The following is a 22,767-nucleotide window of genomic DNA, read 5'->3' as shown; positions in this document are numbered from 1 at the left end:
TTCAGTCTCAATCAATGCCGATGGCACGGTGAAATACACACCAAATGCTGACTTTAACGGCACTGATAGCTTTACTTATACTAACGAAGAAGGCCAGGAAGCCACGGTTAATGTCACTGTGGATGCGGTTAATGATTTAACCGTCGTAGCTAACGATACCGCGACGACTAATGAAGATGCGGCAATTGATATTGATGTGCTTGCGAATGACACCGATACGGTTGATGGTACTGAAGCGGCTGTTTCGCCAGTAGAAAGCGTGACTCAAGGCGCTAATGGTTCAGTAGTAGTTAATGCTGATGGCACGGTGAAATACACACCGAATGCTGACTTTAACGGGTCGGATAGCTTTACTTATACCAATGAAGAAGGTGAAGTAGGAACTGTCAATGTAACGATAACGCCGCAAGATGATCCTACCTTCATTCAAGTTGCTGGCGCTAATTCAGCGCAAGGGGTGGTTTATGAAGACAATGTAGCTCTTCAAAGTGCTCAGGGAAATTTTATATTTAGTGATGCTGATTATACAGAGCCAGAAGACTATCAACCAACTTCTGAATTTACAAGTTCTACAGGTGGAAGTAATTCCATTGGTGATTTCACATTAACCCCTAATCCAACTGCTAGTAATCCTGGTCAATTTCAATGGGAGTATGTTTTAAATAATGAAGCAGCACAATATTTAGGTGAAAACGAAAGTATTATTGAAATTTATACTGTCACTATTAACGGTGAACAGACGACAGTCAAAATAGCAATTGTTGGTACAAATGATGACACTTTCATCAATGTGGACGTAGATGCTGGAGATACTGCTCTGGGTGAGGTTACTGAAGATAAGGATATTAATGACGATAAATTGACTGTATCGGGTAAATTAACATTTAGTGATGTTGATACCACTGATAGTGAAAATTTCAATCCTACAGTAACTTTTGCTAATACAACTGGAAATGCTCAATTAGGTCTTTTAACCATTAATCCCGATGGTACTTGGAATTACGAAGTTGATAATACAAACAATGAGATTCAGGCATTAGATTCGAATGAAACAATCACTGAGACTCATACTGTTAATCTGAATGGTACAGTGCAGGATATTGTTATCACTATTAATGGTGTCGATTATGCGCCAGAGGCAGTTGACGATACTGAAATGACTTACGATACAACGATTCGTCTAGATGAATTACCTCAATATGGAACATTGCAGGTAACTGTTGATGGTGTTTGGGTTGATATGGTCGCTGGTGAAGAGTATGACTCTGATTCTGAGGTGCAATTTATACCTGACGAAGAAGAAATTAAACTCAACTCTGTTGATATTGGTATAGGTTCATTTGATGATGATGGTAGTTCAGACTATGTGGCTAGTGTGAATGACTGGGGAACGGTTAACAGTGATGGTACAGCAGTAACTGCAATCAGTGGTAATGCAACGATTAAAACCTCGTTAAAAACTACTGATGAAAATGATTCCACTATATTAACAGCATGGAACGGAAACACGCATATAGGTAGTGGTATTGGTAACGGGGATGACAATGGACTAAGCCAAGGTGAGACACTTGTTATAGACATTGAAGGTGAAAATATTAACGAAGTAACCTTTACGCTTGATGGTTTAGGTGGTTATTTTGATGAGTCTAGTAAATATGCGACTAAAGTAAGCATCACAGCTTATTTTGAAGATGGAACAAGCGAAATACAATCTCATTACAGACAAAGTGGTTCTTTTGTAGATACTTATACCTTTACCTTTGATAAAGAGTCACCGGTGGATCGCTTTGAATTAACAACTTCCGGATCAAATGGTACCTATGTAGTACAAAATATGACGCTATCTAGAACCGTTACAGATGAAATTACATTTACTAGAACACAAGCAGATGGTAGTGAAACAACCGAATCTGTTGTACTTGACCTTAACTATAATGATGCAAGTGAAGCCGTTGATGTGACAAATTATTTACCGGCAGTAGATACTACTATTACCGAAGGTGTTATTTTTACTGATGAAAACAGTTCAATTGCTATCGATTTATTGTCTAACGATTTCGACGATGATAATGAAGAAATCATTATCACAGAGATAGCAGGGCAAAGTGTCATAGATGGTGGTGATGCTGTAGATATCACCGTTGATGGCCTTATTGTCGGTACTGGGAAACTTGTTGATGGCAAATTGGTCTTTACCCCTAGTGAAGAGTTAGGCGTAACCTTAAATGATGGCGACTCTAAAGAAATTGATATTGAGTACACCATTAGTGATGGTTCTAAAACCGGTACAGCAAAAGCTACAGTACGTGTTGATGGTGTTGACGAAGCCAATAATTTAATAATGACTAGTAGTTTGATCGTTAATGAAGAGTCTGTTAGTGATGCTTCTGTTGTTACATCTCAACCAGTTGCATTTGATGATGCAAGTCCAAAAACAGGTCTTTCTGGTAAATACTGGGGTTATGATGAAGCACTGGAGGAACAAAATACTTCTTCCTTAGATGTGGTAAAACAGTACATTATTGATAACCCTACAGCTGACATTTCCTTTATTTCTACAAAGCTTGATTATAAATCTACAGGCGATGTTGATCAAAGTTCAGGTGTTGCTGTTGGTGCAGATGATAGTGGAATACCTGCAAATCTTGTTGCTTTCTTAAATAGTGATGCTGACTCTATTGTTACGATTGACGGAGGATCTTCAGAAACCGCTACTGATGGAATTATAGCTGTATCAGGCAACTTAAATGTTGAAGAAGCAGGTATTTATCTATTTACAGTTAATCATGATGACGGTTTCCAGCTTATCATCGATGGAGAAGATGTATTTACATATAGTCTTATCACAGCACCTGTTGACTCGATTGCAGAGATCGCATTGTCTGCAGGCTTACATTCTGTTGAGATAATTTATTGGGATCAAGGTGGCGATTATGTCCTTGATTTAAACATGAGCCTCAATGGGATTGGCGATAACGTTTGGATTGAAAGCAATCTTAGTAATACAGAAGACAGTCCAAACACGCTTATTGATACACCAATTACACTTGATTTATTAGCGAACGATGTTGGCCAAGGTATTAGTATTAACACACTTAGTGATCCTAAATATGGTTCACTTGAAATTGTTAATGGTGATGTTGTTTATACTCCAAACGATGGGTATACAGGGACAGATTCTTTTACTTATACAATCAAAGATGAGAATGGTTCTATTTCAAATGCCGGTGTGGCGTATGTCACTGTACTTCATTCTGCTGAAACTGGGGTTCTTGAGGAAGTCACTGATATTAGTGATGCTACTGTTACTAATACTGATGTAATGGAGCCTGTTGAGTCACTGACTGCCGATGCAGATTCTATTATTACAGGCGATGAGAACAATAATACGCTGACCGGTGGAAGTGGTAATGATGAAATATTCGGAGTTTCTGGTAACGATACATTAAACGGCGGAGCCGGTAATGATATGTTGGATGGCGCTTCTGGTGAAGATATTTTAAATGGGGATGATGGCGAAGATATATTATACGGTAAATCTCAAAATGATACTCTGAATGGTGGAGCTGGTAACGATACGCTTTACGGTGATACAGGTAACGATACTTTGAATGGTGATCAGGGAGATGATCTGCTATTCGGTGGCAGTAATAAAGACACTCTCAATGGTGGTGCTGGTAATGATCAACTTAGTGGCGATGGTGGTCAAGATGAATTAGATGGTGGTTCAGGTGACGATACATTAATTGGCGGTTTAGGTAATGATCTTTTAACTGGTGGAGCCGGAATTGATACGTTTGTTTGGACTGCTAGTGATACATATGGCACTGATACGATTACAGACTTTAATGCTAATGAAGATAAATTGGACTTAAGTGATCTATTACAGGGAGAGTCAGAAAATACCCTTGGGGATTATTTAGACTTTAGTTTCGACGGAAAAGATACAACAATTACAACATATCAAGACGGTGGTGACTCTCCTACACAGACTATTGTATTAGAAGACACACAATTGGAAGGTATTGAGACTGAGGGGCAGGTGTCAGGAGGAGATAAAGAAATTGTTATAAATAATCTGTTAAACGATGGAGCTCTGATCATTGGGGACACGATTATTGAAAATACATCCACACCAATTGACGATGAAATTGTTTAAGTGGAATATGTATAATTAATTATGTTTAAATGATATTTTATTTAACGTTATCTTGTTTAAATGGTTTTTAAGTGTATTTTAATTAACTATTTAGGTAACGTTTTTTAAGATCATGTTTTTAAATAGATAACTACTTATAAAAACGTTAGTATTCTTTCTATTACGCAAATGAAAATAGTCGTCATAATGCTCTCTAAGGAGGGTTATGATGACTATTGATAATAAAGGGTCAACATTGAAGCAAACAAAGCCTCAGTCAGGACAGTGGGAAATAAACAGCTCAACTCGTATTGGACATGATCCATTATTAGATTGCTTAGTTCTATTAAGTGAGCATTTCTCTACGCCCTGTTCAGCAGAATCATTAGCGGCAGGTTTACCGTTAACTCATCAACATCTTACTCCTGAGCTACTCCCACAAGCCGCGAGTCGAGCTGGGTTGAGTGCAAAAATGGATCGTAGGAGCTTATCTGCTATCCCTGATATGTTGCTGCCTTGTATTTTAATGCTCAAAAATAAACAAGCCTGCATATTGCATGAGATTGATATCACCGCTGATAAAGCGCGTGTTTCATTTCCTGAAACGGGTGGTGAAGAACTGTTAACCATTGCTGCATTAGAAGCTGAATATGTAGGTTATCTTTTCCTGATTAAACAAAAATATCATGGTGATCGTCACTTTGATGTTCATATTCACGATACTAAAAAGCATTGGTTATGGAGCAGCATTCGAGAATCTGCACCAATTTATCGAGATGTGATTGTTGCATCTATTTTAATTAATATATTTGCATTGTTGTCACCATTATTGGTGATGAATGTGTATGACAAAGTAGTGCCTAATCTTGCTTTTGAAACGTTATGGGTATTAGCCATCGGAGCAGGTGTCGCTTATATATTTGATCTTATATTAAAGCAAATTCGAGCCTACCTCATTGACGTAGCAGGTAAAAAAGTCGATGTAGAAATATCATCTAAACTGTTTGCTAAAGCAATTGGTATCCCTCTAGAAAAAAGATCTTCAAGTGTGGGTGGCATGGCTCGTCAACTGGGTGAGTTTGATAGTATCCGTGATTTTTTATCTTCAGCAACCATTACCGCATTAGTTGATTTACCTTTTTCTATTTTCTTTATCTTTATCATTTGGTTGGTTTCTGGCGACTTGGCTATTTTCGCAGTCATTGCGACTGTATTAATTATTAGTTATAGCCTGATTGTGCAAAGTAAATTAAAAGTAGCAATTGAAGAAAGTAATAAATTTTCAGGTCTACGACATGGCCATTTAGTAGAAAGTTTGTCTTCGATGGAGTCAATAAAAGCAAATGGCGCTGAAGGTATTATTCAACATACTTGGCAACAAATGGTTGGTCATACTTCAAAGTGGCAATTAAAAGTAAAAGTGATAACTAATTCAGTGGCTAATGTATCAAGCTTCATTATACAAATCTCTGTTGTTGCGGTGATGGTATTAGGAGTTTATCGAGTATCTGAAGGTCTGATCTCTATGGGGGCGATTATTGCGGCGGTGATGTTGTCTAGTAGAGCGATTGGACCGATGGCTAAAATTGCTTCGTTAATGACTCGCTATAATCAAACGATGAGTTCTTTACGTCAAATCAATAGTGTTATGGAGCAAGAAGGGGAGTTTGAAAATAAAGGGCACCTAGTAAGTCGCAACAAGTTACAGGGGAATATTGAATGTGAGCAAGTATCATTCCATTATCCTAGTACTGAAAAAACAGCTCTATACCCTTTTTCTTTGCACATTAAACCAGGTGAAAAAATTGCAATTATAGGGCGTAATGGGTCAGGGAAAACCACATTAGCAAAATTAATTTTAGGCCTTTATAAACCTGTGTTGGGTAGTATTCGCTATGATGGTCTGCACCAAGGGCAAATTCATCCGAGTGATTTACGCAGCAATATAGGTTACTTACCTCAAGATATCATTCTTTTTCATGGCACTATTAAAGACAATATTCTGTTCGGTACTCGACAAGTTACTGAGTATCAATTATTACGTGCTGCTCAGTTATCGGGTGTGACACTATTTACGGATTTTGCTTCTGAAGGTTTGGATTTACAAGTTGGTGAAGGGGGGATCACGTTATCTAGAGGTCAGCGTCAGGCTGTCGCATTAGCGCGGGCTATTTTGAATGATCCTCAAATCTTATTGCTTGATGAACCCACTGCAAGTTTAGATGCACGTGCTGAAAAACAGTTTATTAGTTCAATGAAACAAACCATAAAAAATCGCAGCTTGTTGCTGATCACTCATAAGATGCATCTATTACAGTTGGTTGATCGGATTATTGTACTAGAGAATGGAAAAATAGTCGCGAATGATGCAAAGGATATTATTTTAGAGAAGCTTGCTTCAGGTAATCTTAGTACTACTGGAGGAGTTAAATCATGAAAATATCTAAACATGATTTAGAAATGGCCGATGATGTTTATGGTGCGATGATAACTCAAACACCAACTGCACAGCGCTTAACTGTGTGGGCTTTAGCTGCTTTATTCGTATGCTTTTTTGTGTGGGCTTATTATGCAAAATTAGATCGAGTGACTCGAGGAGAAGGTAAGGTTGTTCCTTCTTCACAAGTACAAATAATTCAAAGTTTGGATGGCGGTATTTTACAAGATTTATACGTGAAAGAGGGGATGCTAGTCACTAAAGGTCAGCCTTTAGCGCGTATTGATGACACTCGATTCCGCTCAGATATGGCACAACAAACTCAAGAAGTTGACGCACTTAGAGCTGATATTATTCGTTTAAGATCGGAATTAAGTAGCATCTTGATAGCCAATGTAAAGGATTGGAAATTACAAATAAAAATAGAACAAAAAATATTACAGTTTCCTGAAGATTTGCAAACCACTGCCGCTACACTAGTGGAACGCCAGCAAGATGAATATATTGGACGTTTAAACAGCTTAGAAAACCAAGTTGCAATCCAGGCCCAACAAATTAAACAACGCCAACAAGAAATTAAAGAAATAGAATCTAAGATCAGTACATTAAGAAGTAGTTTACGGTTAGCAAACAGAGAAATGCGTTTAACTCGCCCTTTAGCTGAAAAAAATATTGTGCCTGAGGTAGAGTACTTAAAATTACAACGAACAGTTAATGATTTAAATGGCGAAATTAATTCATTACGAGCACAAATACCAAGGCAACAATCTGCCTTAGAAGAGTCTATCTTAAAAAGACGTGAACTAGTGTTTGCATTTCGTACAGATGCTCGAGCTCAATTAAATGAAAAACAGGGTGTACTTTCTAGGATCACAGAAGCACAAGTAGGTGTAAAAGATAAAGTAACTAAGGCTCTGATCACTTCTCCCGTTGTTGGTACAGTAAAAACCTTGCATATCAATACACTAGGTGGTGTAGTTAAACCTGGCCAAGTACTATTAGAAATAGTACCAACAGAAGATAAATTACTAGTAGAAGCTAAAATAATTCCTAAAGATATTGCATTTATTCATGTGGGGTTACCTGCACGCGTTAAAATTACAGCCTATGATTTTACCCGATACGGTGGTCTTGAAGGTGTTGTTGAGCATATCAGTGCAGATACTACACAAGATGAAGAAGGTAATAGTTTTTATATTGTTAGAATCAGAACCAATGAATCAAGTATGAACCGTAAAGATAAGAACGATATGCCGATTATTCCCGGAATGCTAACAAGCGTCGACGTAATGGTAAGCAAACGCACTGTACTTGAATATATGTTAAACCCATTATTACGAGCAAAAGAGATGGCGTTACGTGAATATTAAAAACGCTCATGGAGAGAGAATGAAACCATTAAAACGTGGAATAGCAAATAAAGCAGTATTAATCGCTTTTAGTTCTTTGGCATTGTTACCTTTGTCGGTGCAAAGTCAATCATTAGAGCAAGCAGTTGCTCATACTTTAGATACTCATCCTGAAATTAGAGCTGCTTTCACTCGATTTAAAGCAGCAGAGAAACAAGTGGATCAAGCGGAAGCGGGTTATTTACCGACTTTAGACGTAACTGGTGGAATTGGTTATGAGTATACCGATAGTCCAAGCACCAGAAATGACACAAATGATGATCCTGAGAACTTAACAAGACGTGAATTGGGCTTAAGTTTAAAACAAAACTTATTTACCGGTTTTCGTACCAGTAGTGAAGTGGATCGCACAAGTTATGCAACGAGTGCAGAACAATGGCGTTTACATTCAATTGCTGAAGATATTGCATTAGAGATAACTAAAGTCTATTTGGAGCTTATTGAGTCTGAAGAATTGGTTTCTTTATCAGAAAAAAACTTACAGTCGCACGTTGAAATTTATGACCAAATTAAAGAACGTACTGAATCTGGTTTTAGTAGTAAGGCGGATTTATCTCAGATTAATGGGCGTTTAGCGAAGGCACAATCAAATTTGATTGCTGCTAAAAACAATTATTTAGACAGCAAAACTAAGTTTTATCGTCTCATTGATCAAACTCCAGAAAATCTTGTTATTCCTTTTCCAGATCGCAGCATGTTACCCGCTACTCGCGATGAAGGCCTCGAAATAGCGTTTAAAAATCATCCCTCAGTATGGGCTGCAAGCAACGATATACAATCTGCACATGCACAATACGATAGTGCTAAATCAACCTATTACCCTGAAGTCACATTTGAAATTGATGCTAATTTTAATGATAACGTTGATGGTGTTGATGGTAATTACACTAGTGGAGATGTTGGTGGTAATAATAATGATGTCACGGCGATGCTTCGTTTTAAATATAATTTGTTTTCAGGCGGTAAAGACCTCGCTTATGCAAAAGAAACGGCTTACAGAATTAATGAAGCTAAAGCGTTAAATATGACAGCACATCGTGAAGTAAAAGAAGGTTTTATTTTATCTTGGGATGCATTTGAGCAATTAAATTTACAAAAGAAATATATCAAACTACACGTTATTGCTTCTAAAGATACACAGGCTGATTATAAAGAACAGTTTAAAATAGGCCAACGTAGTTTATTAGACTTATTAGATACCGAAAATGAACTATATCAAGCGAGACGTGACTTTTTAGACGCCGAGTTTTCCGAAATAATAGCTCAATATCGTGTATTGCATTCAATGGGGAAATTATTAGACTCGTTGCGAGTGACTCGTCCTGCAACTTGGCAAGGTGAAGAACAATTTGAAGGAGGTGTATACAATGAAAATAATTAGTCTATTTGCTGCCGCTATATTAGTGAGTGGCTGTTCATCTAATATTATTGAAATGACACCGGAACCTACTGTACAAGCTTATGATTTATCGGACCTGGAAGGTGATGGCATTATATCTGCTCGTGATAAATGCCCTGCTACAGCACTCGGTGCAGAAGTGAATAATGACGGTTGCAGTACAGATAACCTTGAAAAAGTACGTGTGAAACTGTTGGTAAATTTTGATAATGACTCTGCATTTGTTGATGGTAAATATTATGCAGAAATCAAAACATTAGCAGATTTAATGAAAGAGTATTCTTCGATTACTGTGATGATTGAAGGGCACACCAGTATTGTAGGTAGTGCGCAACATAATAAACAACTCTCTTTAAAGCGTGCTGACGCAGTTAAAAACATATTAGTTAATCAATATGGCGTTGATAAAAATAGAATCAGCACGGTTGGTTTAGGATTTGAGCAACTTCTGTTTGAAGGTAATGATGAATATGTGAATGCTCAAAATAGACGTATTGTTGCTGAGATAGATGGTGCAGCAGATATTGTAGATATGAAATGGACTATTTATACCGTTGATCATCGTGAGCAATAATTATGAACTAAATGCATAGTAAATATGGTTTATTAAAAAAAATATTCTTTATTGGTTTGTTTGTATATATGAGTAGTGTTTACCTATATGCAAGCATTCCGATAAATATAGATACCAAAAAGTTGATCTCTGTATTGCAAAAGAACTATGGAGAACGTGCGGCAAAGCGTGGTTCCGCATGGTTAAAAGTTCTTAATAAGCAATATAAAGATGAACAACAAAAATTAATTAGTACTAACCGTTTTTTTAATCAACTACAGTTTACAACGGATCAAAAACTGTGGGGTGAAAGTAATTATTGGGCAACACCCGTAGAGTTTATAGGTGCCAATGCGGGGGACTGTGAAGATTTTGCGTTAGCAAAGTATTTTAGTTTATTGGCTGTAGGAGTTGCAGACGATAAACTACGTATCGTCATGGTTAAATCCTTAACGCTTAACCAATACCATATGGTTGTGGCTTATTATAAACATCCAACTGCGGAACCATTAATTTTAGATAACATCGATGGGCGTATAAAAAAAGCAAGTGAGCGTCAAGATTTAATCCCTGTGTATAGCTTTAACGGTAAACAGTTATGGTTAAACAATGAAAAAAGACAAGGCCGTGTGGCAGGGAAACCCAGTAGACTCAAACGATGGAATGATTTAAATCATCGCATGGGACTTAATCAATTAAAGCAACCTGTTACATCAATGGAGTAACTTATTTATGACACTGTTTAATCAGATCAACTCATTATTACTAGGGCTGTTCTTACTAGTAGCAACGAGTTTGGCGTATTTTCAGTTTACCCAAACAAAAACATTTATGGATAGTCAAATAGCGTCGGACTTAAATAATACAACTAATGCACTTACATTAATGTTGAAACCACACCTTGAAACAGGAGATGTTGCCTCTGCTGAAACTGTGATTAATGTTATTTTTGAAGGTGGATTTTATAAAAAAGTTAGCCTGACTTGGTTAGAAACAAATAAAACGCAAGTATGGGAAAATCCAATTAAAGTAGCAGGCGTACCACAGTGGTTTTTAAACCTAAATTTATTTGAGTCACAAAGCACTGAGAGTGTTATTACTAATGGCTGGATCCAACTGGCAACATTAAATTTAGAAGCAAATCCAGCGATTGGTTATAGCCAATTATGGAAAGTAATGTGCGATACATTAATTGCATTAGCAGTTATCTTTTTTGTCTCTTTAATTATTTTAAATCTTCGTTTAAAACGTATTCTTGCACCATTACATCGTGTCGCAGATCAAGCTAAACTGATTGCAAAACGAGAATTTCAACCTAATTTAGCAATCCCTGAAACAACAGAGCTTAAAGAAGTTGTACTAGCGATCAATAGTATGTCTGGTCAATTACAAGCAGTGTTTTCACAGTTAGATAAAGAAGTGGTTACCTTAAAAAAAGGAAAATTAACCGATACTGTTTCGCAATTACCCAATCGTTTATATCTCAATTCACAACTTGCAAGTTGGATTAAAGATCCCGGTTATGGCGGTTTATTAATCGCAAGGTTAGATTGGTTAGAAACAATTTATGATCAATTTGGGTATCAAGTTAGAGATAATACGATCCAAATTTTAGCCAAAGAAATGCAACAGACTTTACCTGCGGTATGCCCAAGCTTTATTGCTCGTATCTCTAATCGAGAGTTTGTATTTCTAGTCACTAAAGCATCTCAACCGCAACTAAATGTCTATTTGCAAAAAGTATCTCGCTTAATTAGCGAAGCCATGCAGAATGCAAATTATGATGGTGAGGAGCAATTTGCCATTGGTGGTGCGATTCGTACTGATGACATAACGGCTTCTGAATTATTAGCGAACGCAGATAATGCGTTACAACATGCTTTAAATGAATCAAAAGTGAGTCATTGGTACGAGAGTGTTGTTAAACAAGATATGACATTAACGCAATGGCACACTCATTTAAAAGAGGCCATTGCCAATAAATCGCTAAAATTTAAATGGCATCCTTCTGTTTCATTTACAAATGACAAAATTTTGCATCATGAAATTTACAGTATTATTACTATTGATGATAAACAGATACGTGCCGCTAAATTTATGCCTTACATAGAGCAGTTAGAGCTAGGCAGCCAGTTTGATAAATCTTTAATTGAAGCCATTGTTGAAAACCCTACAATGAAGTCTAGTAATAAGAAAGTAGCCATTAATATTACGCATGACAGCGTGCTTGATTTGCAATTTCATAGTTGGTTAAAAGGATTTTTGAAAGCACAACCCGATCAAAGTCGTTTTTATTTTGAAATTCAAGAGGATGCTATTTTAAATCACCCTGAACAGAGTATTCACTTTGCTAATTTAATTAAAGAAGTGGGAGCGCAAATTGGTATTGACCACTATGGAAGAGAGATGGCGTCACTATCTTACTTACAAAATATTAAACCAAACTATGTAAAACTAGATCAATCACTGTCATGTGATATGAGTAACGAAATGGATGTAGGAGACCTGACACAGCGACTTGTATTAACGCGTGCAGTAATTAACACTGCGCTCGGTTCTGGTGTGGATGTAATCATTACAGCAGTTGAAGATTACGAACAGCTAGAACGGGTCAGTGAGTTACAAGCAACGGGTTATCAAGGTTTCATTATTGCACCTAGTGATGTGAATTAACACTTAACCAGTATTCTTTCAAAACAAGTATTCTTTTCAAACTAAGTGTTTTATCAGAATGCTAAAGCAAAAAAGGGTTAAATAGTGAGTAAACTATTTAACCCTTTTTTATAAAATAGACTCTGTAAATAACAGCTGGATTAATCAGTTATGATTCTTTCATTAATTGTGCATGTTGCGCTTTAAATTTTTGAAACTTAGGTGCAACCACTGCCATACAATAACCTTGCTCAGGATTTTTTAAATAATATCCTTGGTGATAATCTTCTGCCGCATAAAAAGTCTCAAGAGGCTCTACGCTTGTTACTATATCTTTATCAAATAACTGTTGCTCATTAATTTGCTCAACTAATGCCTGCGCTATTTGTTGCTGTTCTTCATTGCAATAAAATATAGCAGAGCGGTATTGTGTACCGGTATCATTACCTTGACGATTAACCTGTGTTGCATCGTGTACGCTAAAAAATAAGTTTAATAATTGTGAGTAACTAATCTGCTCACTATCGAAAGTGACCTTAACCACTTCTACATGTCCCGTTGCACCTGAACAAACTGTTTCATAATCTGCTGTTTCTCTTTGGCCGCCGGTATATCCTGAAATGGCACTTGTAACACCTTTTACTTGATTAAAAGCTGCTTCAACACACCAGAAACATCCTCCACCGATTATCATATTTTGTTGTGTCATTGTGCTTCCTTATTTTTTAAAACCAAACAATGTAAATTTTAGACCTAGTTAACATTCATATGAATAAACTTATATAAAGTACAGTCTAAATGATCAATTTATGAATATCTATCATAACGTTAACCTCTGTTAGAACAAATAGATATCACTTTTTAACATAAAATATACTTTATAAACTGCCATCGTAGAGTATAAATATGTTAACTTAAGCGCCTATTTTAAGCCTTAATGTGAGCGCTTGCTTAATGCTCTCATCATTATAGGGATCGAAATATGTTAAATTATCATTTCGTCGTTTATTGAACAGAGAAAAACACTATGTTTTGTCCTTTTTGTAATGCCCAAGATACAAAAGTTATTGATTCACGTCTTGTTTCTGAAGGCTCTCAAGTTCGTCGTCGTCGTTTATGTAATGAGTGTAATGAAAGATTCACTACTTTTGAATTAGCGGAACTTATCATGCCGCGTTTGATTAAATCAGATGGCAGTCGTGAACCATTTAATGAAGAAAAACTGCTTGTGGGTATAAATATCGCACTAGAAAAGCGTCCGGTTAGTATTGAAGCGGTAGAAAGTGCAGTGAATAAATTAAAATCAACATTGCGCGCAACTGGCGAGCGTGAAATACCTTCCAAAATGGTCGGCGAATTAGTGATGGATTTACTTAAAAGCTTAGATAAAGTTGCTTACATTCGTTTTGCTTCGGTCTATCGTGCTTTTGAAGACGTTAAAGAATTTGGTGAAGAAATTGCTAGATTAGATACCAATAAATGAAAGCATAAATAAAGCATGAACATTGCCAATAAAGCTTAAGATTATTGACTGTTTGTCGAAGATACAGCACGTTAATTGTTCCGATTAATGAATGAATTAATTATTAAAATCAATAAAAGTACTAATAAAATGCTATTTACCGAGCTTGATGAAAAATATATGCAACGTGCCATCGCACTTGCTGAACGTGGTAGATTCACTACTTCTCCTAACCCAAATGTAGGGTGTGTGATTGTTAAAGAGAACAAGATCGTTGGTGAGGGATTGCATCACAAAGCGGGGTCTGGTCACGCTGAAGTAAATGCGTTAGCAATTGCCAAACAACAATCTATTGGTGCTACGTGTTATGTCACCCTAGAGCCTTGCTCGCATTTTGGACGAACGCCTCCATGCGCTTTAGCATTAGTTAAAGCGGGTGTTAAACGTGTTGTAGTTGCAATGGTTGATCCTAACCCTAAAGTTGCTGGGCGTGGTATTGCCTTATTACAAGAAGCGGGGATTAAAGTCGATGTGGGGTTGTTAACCAAAGAGGCTGAGCAGTTAAATTTAGGCTTTATTACTCGAATGAAATATAAACGTCCAAGAATAACTGTAAAAATGGCGTCAAGTCTAGACGGTAAAACAGCATTGAAAAATGGGCTTAGCCAATGGATTACAGGTCCAGATGCAAGAGCAGATGTGCAATATTATCGTGCACAGCAAAGCGCTATTTTAACAGGTATAAATACTGTGTTAGCCGATGATCCTAGTTTGAATGTGCGTTATCAAGAGCTTTTAGCCAGTCCTGCTTTTAATAGCGAATTAATGAGTGAAGCTAATCTGCGCCAACCGATACGCATTATTTTAGATTCTAATAACCAATGTACATTACAAGAAAAATTATTTAACTTACCCGGTAAAGTTTTATTAGTGTCGTTACAAACTCGAGATAGCAGTGCATTCAAAAATTGTGTGGCGGAAGTCGAGCAAGTTATTTGCAGCGCAGACAATCATCAACGTATCGACCTTAATGCGTTAATGATTTTGTTAAACGAATATGAAATTAATGACCTATGGGTGGAAGCTGGTGCAACTTTAGCTGGCGAATTGTTCAAAAAAGAGCTGGTTGATGAATTTATTCTCTATCAAGCGACAAAATTAATGGGCGATCAAAGCAGAAACTTAGTAAACTTACCTAACTTTTCCACGATGAACGAAATTATTACCCTTAAATTACACTCTGTGATGCAGATAGGTGATGATATTCGTCTGATTAACCATCGAGAATAATATGTTTACAGGCATTATTGCAGCAGTGGGCAAAATCACTGCAATTAAAAATAATGAAAAAGATATGACTATCACCGTGCATGCTGGCGAGTTAGATATGAACGACGTCAAACTCGGTGATAGTATTTCCAATAATGGTGTTTGCTTAACCGTAACACGTTTAGGTGAAAGCTCATTTGATGCGGATGTCTCGCATGAAACTATTCGATTAAGTGGCTTTGCAAATATTCAACCCGGATTTGTGGTCAACCTCGAAAAAGCCATGCAAATGAATGACCGTTTTGGTGGTCATATTGTGAGTGGTCATGTTGATGGGGTTGGGGAAATAACGTCTATTTCTCCATTAGGCAATGCAGTTGAATATTGGATCAAAGCACCCGATGATTTGGCTAAATATATTGCTAAAAAAGGCTCGATTACCGTTGATGGGATCAGTCTTACAACAAATGATGTCGATGGCGCTAGTTTTAAATTAACCATCATCCCTCATACTATCAGTCAAACCACGATGCAACATTATGCTGTTGGCAGTCGTGTTAATTTAGAAGTGGATGTGATTGCACGTTATCTAGAACGTTTAGTATTAGGCGAACATGCTGCTGACACAAATAAAAAACAACAGTCGACAATGGAACTGCTAGCAAAAAGCGGGTTCATGGGTTAATTCATAAGGTTTAAGGAACAAAAATGAAGTTAAATACAACTGCAGAAATCATCGAAGATATTCGCTTAGGCAAAATGGTTATCCTAATGGATGACGAAGACCGTGAAAATGAAGGTGATTTGATCATGGCTGCGGACCTAGTAACGCCTGAAGCAATTAACTTCATGGCAAAATATGGTCGTGGTTTGATTTGTTTAACACTGACAGAAGCTCGTTGTGAAAAATTAAAGTTACCATTAATGGTAGAAGATAATACGGCTGCATTTTCAACTAACTTTACGGTTTCTATTGAAGCTGCGGAAGGCGTGACAACGGGTATTTCTGCTGCAGACCGCGCAGTGACTGTATTAGCCGCTATTGGTAAAGATGCAAAACCGACAGATATCGTGATGCCTGGCCATATATTCCCGCTTAAAGCACAAGAAGGTGGTGTGTTAACTCGTGCCGGACATACTGAAGCTGGTTGTGATTTAGCTCGTCTTGCGGGGCGTGAACCTGCTGGCGTGATTGTTGAAATCTTAAATGAAGATGGCAGCATGGCGCGTCGTGCTGACTTGGAAGTTTTTGCTAAGCAACATAATATTAAGCTTGGCACAGTTGCTGATTTAATTGAATACCGTAACAACAATGAAACGACCATTGAACGTGTTAGCGAATGTAAATTACCGACTGAATTTGGTGAATTTGATTTGGTCGCTTATCAAGATACTATCGACAAACAAGTACATTTTGCGCTAGTTAATGGTGAAGTAAAAAGCGATGCCATTACTAATGTGCGTGTTCATTTACAAAATACATTTGCTGATAACTTCTTTTCTGATCGTTTAAGTCCTCGCACTTGGCCAATGCATAGTGCTTTGGCGCGTTTAGCCAAAGATGGTGGAGTGTTAGTGATGTTAGGACACCAAGAAACGGCAGAATCATTGATCGAACAAATTAAAAATATTCAACAAGAAGATGCCGGTGAACGTATTGCCGCTAAAGCACAAGGTGCAAGTCGCCGCGTCGGTGTTGGCTCGCAAATTTTACGTGATTTAGGCGTGCAAAAAATGGCTTTGTTTAGTTCGCAGAAAAAGTACCATGCATTATCTGGATTTGGACTAGAAGTGGTTGAATACATCACCGAATAAACAGTGTCAGTATAGAAATAAACTGTGTTAGAATGCACAAAAATTTTGTAATAAGGGTAGAAAATGAAAATAATTGAAGGTGGCTTAGCCGCTCCACAAGCTAAAATCGCAATCGTAATCTCTCGCTTTAACAGCTTTATTAATGAGCAGTTACTTGCTGGCGCAGTTGATACCCTTAAACGTACAGGTCAAGTTGCTGATGAGAACATCACAGTGATTCGAGTACCGGGTGCTGTTGAGCTGCCATTAGTAGCTAAACGTGCTGCTACATCTAAAAAGTTTGATGCTATTGTTGCATTGGGTTGTGTTATCCGTGGTGGTACACCGCACTTTGAATTAGTGGTTAACGAATGTAATAAAGGCCTAGCAACTGTATCGTTAGATAACGATATTCCTGTTGCATTTGGCGTTTTATCAACAGACTCAATTGATCAAGCAATTGAGCGTGCGGGAACTAAAATGGGTAACAAAGGTAGCGAAGCTGCTTTAAGCGCATTAGAAATGGTTAATGTGATGGCGGAATTAGGATAATGAAAATGAAACCTGCTGAACGTCGTCGTGCTCGTCAGTTTGCTGTGCAAGCTATTTATCAATGGCAAATCACGCAAACAGGTGTGTCACAAATTATTGAACAATTCTCTGTTGATCAAGATATGTCAAAAGCTGACGTTCCTTACTTTAAAGAATTGTTGATGGGTGTTGTACAGAGAGTTGAATCATTAGATGAAAAACTTTCTCCGTACCTATCTCGTAAAATTGACGATGTTGATATGGTTGATATTGCCGTATTACGTTTAGCGATGTTTGAGTTAACTTACCGTACTGATGTGCCGCCTAAAGTGGTACTAAATGAAGCGATCGAATTAGCAAAAGATTTTGCAACCGATGAGTCATACAAATTTGTTAACGGTGTGTTAGATAAAGCACTTCGTAGCTTAAAGTTACGTGAAGAAATCTCAAAATAATTACAGTGATTATGTGTAATGATAATAAAATCCAGTTATTTATAACTGGATTTTTTTTCGATAAAAAATGGATAATTAATTTTATGGGCTCTTAGATTCAAGTAAAAAGTGCCGTTTTAGATTAGTCTTTAGTCTATTTAATTGCCCGATTAAAAAACACAAAATTTTAAAATTAACAGTCATGAAAATAACCAAAACAATAACTAAAACAAGGAACAGAGATGAACAAGAGTTTAGCCACTAACCTAATTGCAGCATTAATCTTAGGTTTTGGGTTTGTACTGGGTGAAACTGAAATTGCAGCTATATTAATTATGGTGGGATTGTTTGCGCTATCGGGAGCCTTAACCAACTGGCTTGCTATATTTATGTTGTTTGAAAAAGTTCCATTCTTATATGGTTCAGGTGTTGTACCCGCTCACTTTGAAGAATTTAAGTCAGGGATTAGAAGTTTAATGATGACGCAATTCTTTACTGCAGAAAATGTGGATCGTTTTTTATCTGCTGGTAGTTTTTCGCCTGCACAACTCAATCTACAACCCGTGATCGAAAAAGTGGACTTAAACCCAACCTATGACGGTTTAATAAAAGTGATTATGGACTCCTCATTTGGTGCTATGTTAGATATGTTTGGTGGTGAAGAAGCATTGAAACCATTAAGAGAACCTTTTATCAAACATATGAAAACATCAATAATCGATTTAACTAACGATGAAAAATTTATCGAACTATTAAAAACTGAAATTGAACAACCAGATATGATGCAAGATATTTTAGCTAAAATAGAAAAAATAATAGAGCAGCGTTTGAATGAACTGACGCCACAATTAGTGAAAGAGATCATTCAAGCAATGATCAAAAAACACTTAGGTTGGTTAGTTGTATGGGGCGGTGTATTTGGTGGTTTGATTGGTTTAGTGAGTGCACTTATCGTCGCTTAAAGCTGATCTTTTTTTAAACGGCGTATTTTAGCCATCATTAAATTAACTTAGTTAATAAATAAAATAGTATCGGTTAATGCAAATCGATTATAAAAAATACTACTTTTAAAGCCTGTTTTACGCAGGCTTTATTTTTATATTTCATGGGAATAAGCCTGTTATGTTTAATAATACTTTTGTTTTAACCACGTTAGCATTATTAGCTTTTGCTGCTAATTCCGTTTTTTGTCGATTAGCTCTCGGTGATAACCAAATCGATGCAGGTAGCTTTACTGTGATCCGATTGTTTTCTGGTTGCATTTTCTTAGCTATTTTCCTTGCTGTTAAGCATTTTTTTATTGATTTAAAAAAAGTCGCAAAGCAGGGCGTTATTAACAAAAAAAGTACAGGTAGTTGGATTAATGCAATTTGGTTGTTTATTTATGCACTAACATTTTCATACGCCTATATTCAGTTAGATACCGCAACGGGGGCCTTAGTATTATTCGCTACAGTGCAAGTCACCATGTTGGTAACACGTTTATTTAAAGGGCACCTATTAAGTCGTGGAGAGTTATTAGGTTTAATTCTAGCCGTTGCTGGTTTTATTTATTTATTAGCACCACAAATGTCCAGCCCTTCTTTAATTGCATTTATATTGATGTGTATGTCTGGTATAAGCTGGGCTTTTTATACTTTAGCAGGTAAAAAAAGTACTGACCCAAGTGCTGATACCATTTTTAATTTTTTCCGTACTTTGCCATTCCTATTCATTTTTGCACTTATTAATATTGAGACTACGCAGTTAACAATAGAGGGAGTGCTATATGCTGTTTTATCTGGTGTATTTGCCTCTGCGCTAGGGTATTTATTGTGGTACCAAGCATTAACGTCATTACGTCATAACGTTGCAGCTGTTGTACAATTATTAGTGCCTGTATTAGCTGCCATTGCAGGCTTTGTCTTCCTTGGTGAATCCGTGTCATTGGTGTTTGTTATATCCAGTATGATGATTTTGAGCGGCATTCTTTTAGTAATTAAAAATCCATCATTAAAAGCATCTGTAGCGGTGAAATAATCGAGGAAGTATGATCCTCTCTTTGTTTTACTTAATGGATTTAATCACGCTGATCTTTTTCAGTGCCGCTGTCACATTTGACACAATTTAATTGGTGCCCGATCATCGATTTTCGACCCTGTGTGGTGGTTACCCATAATCGAACCGTCCAGGGAGGATTATGCCTAACATGTTGAAAATGGCCACAGACTAACTGTGCAACCCAATGCTCTTCGTGATCTTTATGATAAGCCGTAATTTTTTGTTTCATGAAGCCAAATCCATTTATTAGATACAGCAGAAATTTTAACATAGCAGGGGGCTATTTTTATTACGTCATGCATGTTTTCTATTGCTGATCTTTTGAACCTTTTCTTGCGCTGGATTAGCGATATACAAGTTAGCTTAACCAAAATCTATTTATGCCAAGACCTAGTTATGCCAAAATCTAGTTTCGTCATAGCGCATATATCAGGGGATTATATATTTGCATTTTTTAATACAAAAATGCCCCCTTAAATTCAAGTTGAATAGAAGAGGGCATCATAGTACGAGTAAATAATCTTTACTTAAGCTCGCTATATTTTACTTTTAGAGCGGGTAAATTAATAAGCTGACTCAGGCGTATAAAATGCATCTACGTTATGTTTATCAACGAGCTCAGCTGCAAGGATCACTCGAGATGGAGACGTATGATACATTTTCCCTACTTTCTCATTTTTCAAACCAGCTACCGCTAATGCAATACCTGAAGCAACCATGCTCGGTGGGTAAGTAACTGATGCACGAACAACAGGGTTATTGTCTTTAATCATTTTGTAGATATCTTTTGAACCAGCGCCACCTAATACTGTTTTGATATCAGTACGACCAGATTCTTTGATTGCTTGTAAAACACCTTTTAACATATCGTCATCTTGACACCATACTGCATCAATTTTAGGATGCTTTTGTAGAAAATTTTCCATTACTGCTAATGCTTTTTGAGTGGACCAATCAGCTGTTTGGCTATCAAGTATTTTAATACCTTTATGCTTAGCAATTTCTGCATCGAATGCATCTACACGTTGCTTGTTAATCGGAATAGGCATACCTTCAATCACCACAATGTTACCTTTTTCTTTTAACTCTTTAGCTAACCATTTACCACTCACTGTGCCTAGGCCTGCATTATCACCTGCAATAAATACATTTTGGCTCGGTGTTTCTAGTTCTCGGTCAACTACAACAGTATAGATATCACTGTCATAAGCTTCATTAATGACATTTTGTAACGTTGCTGGATTAAGTGGTAGAATAACTAAAGCATCAATACCGCGGATCATTAAATCTTCAACATCACCCACTTGTTTTGAACCAGAGCTTGCCGCAACGACATAGAATTCGACATCATCATCTGACTTTTTAAAGTCTGCAACCGCTTTATTCGCCCACCATAGTAGTCCTGCCGTCCATCCATGATCTGCTGATGGAACAGAAACACCTACCTTATATTTAGCTGCAATTGCTGATTGACTGGCAAAAGTGGTTAATAGAATGGCACCTAATGCTAATTTGCCCATTTTTTTAAATAAGTTCATTGTTAGCTCTCCTTGGTTTGTAGTATGTTGCTTTTTTAATTGCTTTTAAAAAAGATTTCTTAAAAGCGAACTATTAAAAAAACAGTGTTTTATAATGTTGTATAAATATGTAAATTTATTGTGCTCGTTTGTATTGCATTAAAACGGCTATTAAGATCACAAAGCCTTTTACCGCACCTTGTAAGTAGGGGGAAACACCCGAAAGGTTAAGCATGTTATTGATTATCCCTAAAATAATCGCGCCGATAACCGTACCCCAAATAGTGCCTTTTCCGCCGGATAGTGCTGTACCACCGATAACGACCGCAGCAATCGCGTCTAACTCGTAAAATAGGCCCGCATCACCGGGGCTGATAGAGTTGAGGCGAGATGACAACATCACTGCAGATATACCAACGGTAAAACCTAAAATAATAAAACTTAAAAAATAGACTTTTGATACATTAATAGCAGAATAACTGGCTACTTTTGGATTAGAACCGACGGCACAAAGGTGTCGTCCATAGGCGGTATGACGAAGTAATATATGGCCAATAATCGCTAGAATGAGAAATACCCATACTGGCACGGGTAAACCAAGAAAATATCCTGTTCCAACGTCTGAATAGAGATTGTTTCGCGATACCATTTCTCCGGCATCACTGATGTATAATGTAAAAGAACGGAAAATAGACATGGTTGCTAACGTGGCTACAAAGGCGGTTATTTTTCCTTTTGTAGTTAACCAACCATTAATTGCACCAAAAAATGCACCTAATGCCATTGCAGCACTAATTGCAATCATCACTGCCATCCATCCATCGCCAAGATGGTTTAGGATCATAATCACTAGCACCCCAACTAATGCCAACATTGAGCCAACAGAGAGGTCAATTCCTCCGGCAATGATCAGAAAGGTCATACCCAACGCAATGATGCCTGTATAGGATACTTGTCTTAACACATTGGTTAAGTTCCGCGGAATTAAAAAATGATCACTCACCATGGCGCTGAGAATCAATAAAACAATCAGTGCAATTAGAGGAGCCATACTGGTTAAACTAATTGACTTTATCCACCTAGATAAAGCAGAGGGTTGTATTGCTGTTTCACTTACAATTTTATTGGTCAT

At 37.1% G+C, this 22,767-nt stretch carries 19 protein-coding genes; 15 read left to right on the top strand and 4 right to left on the bottom strand.

Features of this window, described 5'->3' with window-relative positions:
* From GQR44_RS18090 to GQR44_RS18060, 7 genes are all read left to right on the top strand, one after another.
* Window positions 1-4,159: Ig-like domain-containing protein (locus GQR44_RS18090; RefSeq protein ID WP_166373083.1), on the top strand; the 4,159-nt coding region annotated here is incomplete at its 5' end.
* 208 nt (window positions 4,160-4,367) lie between these two features.
* Window positions 4,368-6,575, top strand: a complete 2,208-nt coding sequence (locus GQR44_RS18085; RefSeq protein WP_166373082.1) for a type I secretion system permease/ATPase — start codon at window positions 4,368-4,370, stop codon at window positions 6,573-6,575.
* Window positions 6,572-7,945: an HlyD family type I secretion periplasmic adaptor subunit gene (locus GQR44_RS18080; RefSeq protein WP_166373081.1), complete on the top strand. Its 1,374-nt coding sequence runs from the start codon at window positions 6,572-6,574 to the stop codon at window positions 7,943-7,945. Before GQR44_RS18085 ends, GQR44_RS18080 begins: the two co-directional genes overlap by 4 nt.
* A gap of 19 nt (window positions 7,946-7,964) precedes the next feature.
* Window positions 7,965-9,365, top strand: coding sequence for a TolC family outer membrane protein (locus GQR44_RS18075; protein WP_166373080.1), 1,401 nt, complete (start codon window positions 7,965-7,967; stop codon window positions 9,363-9,365).
* Window positions 9,352-9,957: an OmpA family protein gene (locus GQR44_RS18070; RefSeq protein WP_166373079.1), complete on the top strand. Its 606-nt coding sequence runs from the start codon at window positions 9,352-9,354 to the stop codon at window positions 9,955-9,957. The genes GQR44_RS18075 and GQR44_RS18070 overlap by 14 nt, the downstream gene beginning before the upstream one ends.
* An 11-nt stretch (window positions 9,958-9,968) precedes the next feature.
* Entirely contained in the window at window positions 9,969-10,661 is a 693-nt protein-coding gene (locus GQR44_RS18065) for a transglutaminase-like cysteine peptidase (protein WP_166373078.1), read from the top strand.
* 7 nt (window positions 10,662-10,668) lie between these two features.
* Window positions 10,669-12,609 (top strand): EAL domain-containing protein, encoded by a 1,941-nt coding sequence (locus GQR44_RS18060; RefSeq protein WP_166373077.1) that lies wholly within the window; start codon window positions 10,669-10,671, stop codon window positions 12,607-12,609.
* Between the two features lie 148 nt (window positions 12,610-12,757).
* Here GQR44_RS18060 and msrA read toward each other — a convergent pair whose 3' ends face one another.
* The gene (msrA, locus tag GQR44_RS18055) at window positions 12,758-13,297 is read right to left on the bottom strand and encodes a peptide-methionine (S)-S-oxide reductase MsrA (RefSeq protein WP_166373076.1); all 540 of its coding nucleotides are present in this window, start codon (window positions 13,295-13,297) and stop codon (window positions 12,758-12,760) included.
* A gap of 318 nt (window positions 13,298-13,615) precedes the next feature.
* On the opposite strand from msrA, the gene nrdR reads away from it, so the two are divergent.
* The 8 genes from nrdR to GQR44_RS18015 all read left to right on the top strand — a co-directional run bounded on the left by nrdR (window position 13,616) and on the right by GQR44_RS18015 (window position 20,097).
* Window positions 13,616-14,071: a transcriptional regulator NrdR gene (gene nrdR / locus GQR44_RS18050; RefSeq protein ID WP_166373075.1), complete on the top strand. Its 456-nt coding sequence runs from the start codon at window positions 13,616-13,618 to the stop codon at window positions 14,069-14,071.
* A gap of 87 nt (window positions 14,072-14,158) precedes the next feature.
* Window positions 14,159-15,340 (top strand): bifunctional diaminohydroxyphosphoribosylaminopyrimidine deaminase/5-amino-6-(5-phosphoribosylamino)uracil reductase RibD, encoded by a 1,182-nt coding sequence (gene ribD / locus GQR44_RS18045; RefSeq protein WP_166373074.1) that lies wholly within the window; start codon window positions 14,159-14,161, stop codon window positions 15,338-15,340.
* A gap of 1 nt (window position 15,341) precedes the next feature.
* A complete protein-coding gene (locus GQR44_RS18040; RefSeq protein WP_166373073.1) occupies window positions 15,342-16,004 on the top strand; it encodes a riboflavin synthase in 663 nt (220 codons plus the stop codon).
* Window positions 16,005-16,027: 23 nt separating this feature from the next.
* Window positions 16,028-17,134: a bifunctional 3,4-dihydroxy-2-butanone-4-phosphate synthase/GTP cyclohydrolase II gene (gene ribBA / locus GQR44_RS18035; RefSeq protein WP_166373072.1), complete on the top strand. Its 1,107-nt coding sequence runs from the start codon at window positions 16,028-16,030 to the stop codon at window positions 17,132-17,134.
* A 63-nt stretch (window positions 17,135-17,197) separates the two neighbouring features.
* Window positions 17,198-17,665 (top strand): 6,7-dimethyl-8-ribityllumazine synthase, encoded by a 468-nt coding sequence (gene ribE, locus GQR44_RS18030; protein WP_166373071.1) that lies wholly within the window; start codon window positions 17,198-17,200, stop codon window positions 17,663-17,665.
* A gap of 5 nt (window positions 17,666-17,670) precedes the next feature.
* The gene (gene nusB, locus GQR44_RS18025) at window positions 17,671-18,099 is read left to right on the top strand and encodes a transcription antitermination factor NusB (protein WP_166373085.1); all 429 of its coding nucleotides are present in this window, start codon (window positions 17,671-17,673) and stop codon (window positions 18,097-18,099) included.
* A gap of 221 nt (window positions 18,100-18,320) precedes the next feature.
* Window positions 18,321-19,040, top strand: coding sequence for a DUF445 family protein (locus GQR44_RS18020; protein WP_166373070.1), 720 nt, complete (start codon window positions 18,321-18,323; stop codon window positions 19,038-19,040).
* Between the two features lie 160 nt (window positions 19,041-19,200).
* Complete coding sequence (locus GQR44_RS18015) at window positions 19,201-20,097, top strand: DMT family transporter (RefSeq protein ID WP_166373069.1); 897 nt, start codon at window positions 19,201-19,203, stop codon at window positions 20,095-20,097.
* 40 nt (window positions 20,098-20,137) lie between these two features.
* Here GQR44_RS18015 and GQR44_RS18010 read toward each other — a convergent pair whose 3' ends face one another.
* From GQR44_RS18010 to GQR44_RS18000, 3 genes are all read right to left on the bottom strand, one after another.
* The gene (locus GQR44_RS18010) at window positions 20,138-20,347 is read right to left on the bottom strand and encodes a DUF3565 domain-containing protein (RefSeq protein WP_166373068.1); all 210 of its coding nucleotides are present in this window, start codon (window positions 20,345-20,347) and stop codon (window positions 20,138-20,140) included.
* A gap of 334 nt (window positions 20,348-20,681) precedes the next feature.
* On the bottom strand, window positions 20,682-21,656 hold the full coding sequence (locus GQR44_RS18005) for a substrate-binding domain-containing protein (protein ID WP_166373067.1): 975 nt from the start codon (window positions 21,654-21,656) through the stop codon (window positions 20,682-20,684).
* A gap of 115 nt (window positions 21,657-21,771) precedes the next feature.
* Window positions 21,772-22,767, bottom strand: a complete 996-nt coding sequence (locus GQR44_RS18000) for an ABC transporter permease (RefSeq protein ID WP_166373066.1) — start codon at window positions 22,765-22,767, stop codon at window positions 21,772-21,774.

The organism is Psychromonas sp. SA13A (assembly GCF_011378715.1).
GTDB lineage: Bacteria > Pseudomonadota > Gammaproteobacteria > Enterobacterales > Psychromonadaceae > Psychromonas.
This window is presented reverse-complemented; position numbering and strand designations above follow the sequence as displayed.

Bases quoted from the DNA above. Each gene is read 5' to 3' on its own strand.
- GQR44_RS18085 (WP_166373082.1), top strand. From the start codon at position 4,368: ATGACTATTGATAATAAAGGGTCAACATTGAAGCAAACAAAGCCTCAG.
- GQR44_RS18080 (WP_166373081.1), top strand. From the start codon at position 6,572: ATGAAAATATCTAAACATGATTTAGAAATGGCCGATGATGTTTATGGT.
- GQR44_RS18075 (WP_166373080.1), top strand. From the start codon at position 7,965: ATGAAACCATTAAAACGTGGAATAGCAAATAAAGCAGTATTAATCGCT.
- GQR44_RS18070 (WP_166373079.1), top strand. From the start codon at position 9,352: ATGAAAATAATTAGTCTATTTGCTGCCGCTATATTAGTGAGTGGCTGT.
- GQR44_RS18065 (WP_166373078.1), top strand. From the start codon at position 9,969: ATGCATAGTAAATATGGTTTATTAAAAAAAATATTCTTTATTGGTTTG.
- GQR44_RS18060 (WP_166373077.1), top strand. From the start codon at position 10,669: ATGACACTGTTTAATCAGATCAACTCATTATTACTAGGGCTGTTCTTA.
- msrA (WP_166373076.1), bottom strand. From the start codon at position 13,297: ATGACACAACAAAATATGATAATCGGTGGAGGATGTTTCTGGTGTGTT.
- nrdR (WP_166373075.1), top strand. From the start codon at position 13,616: ATGTTTTGTCCTTTTTGTAATGCCCAAGATACAAAAGTTATTGATTCA.
- ribD (WP_166373074.1), top strand. From the start codon at position 14,159: ATGAATGAATTAATTATTAAAATCAATAAAAGTACTAATAAAATGCTA.
- GQR44_RS18040 (WP_166373073.1), top strand. From the start codon at position 15,342: ATGTTTACAGGCATTATTGCAGCAGTGGGCAAAATCACTGCAATTAAA.
- ribBA (WP_166373072.1), top strand. From the start codon at position 16,028: ATGAAGTTAAATACAACTGCAGAAATCATCGAAGATATTCGCTTAGGC.
- ribE (WP_166373071.1), top strand. From the start codon at position 17,198: ATGAAAATAATTGAAGGTGGCTTAGCCGCTCCACAAGCTAAAATCGCA.
- nusB (WP_166373085.1), top strand. From the start codon at position 17,671: ATGAAACCTGCTGAACGTCGTCGTGCTCGTCAGTTTGCTGTGCAAGCT.
- GQR44_RS18020 (WP_166373070.1), top strand. From the start codon at position 18,321: ATGAACAAGAGTTTAGCCACTAACCTAATTGCAGCATTAATCTTAGGT.
- GQR44_RS18015 (WP_166373069.1), top strand. From the start codon at position 19,201: ATGTTTAATAATACTTTTGTTTTAACCACGTTAGCATTATTAGCTTTT.
- GQR44_RS18010 (WP_166373068.1), bottom strand. From the start codon at position 20,347: ATGAAACAAAAAATTACGGCTTATCATAAAGATCACGAAGAGCATTGG.
- GQR44_RS18005 (WP_166373067.1), bottom strand. From the start codon at position 21,656: ATGAACTTATTTAAAAAAATGGGCAAATTAGCATTAGGTGCCATTCTA.
- GQR44_RS18000 (WP_166373066.1), bottom strand. From the start codon at position 22,767: ATGACCAATAAAATTGTAAGTGAAACAGCAATACAACCCTCTGCTTTA.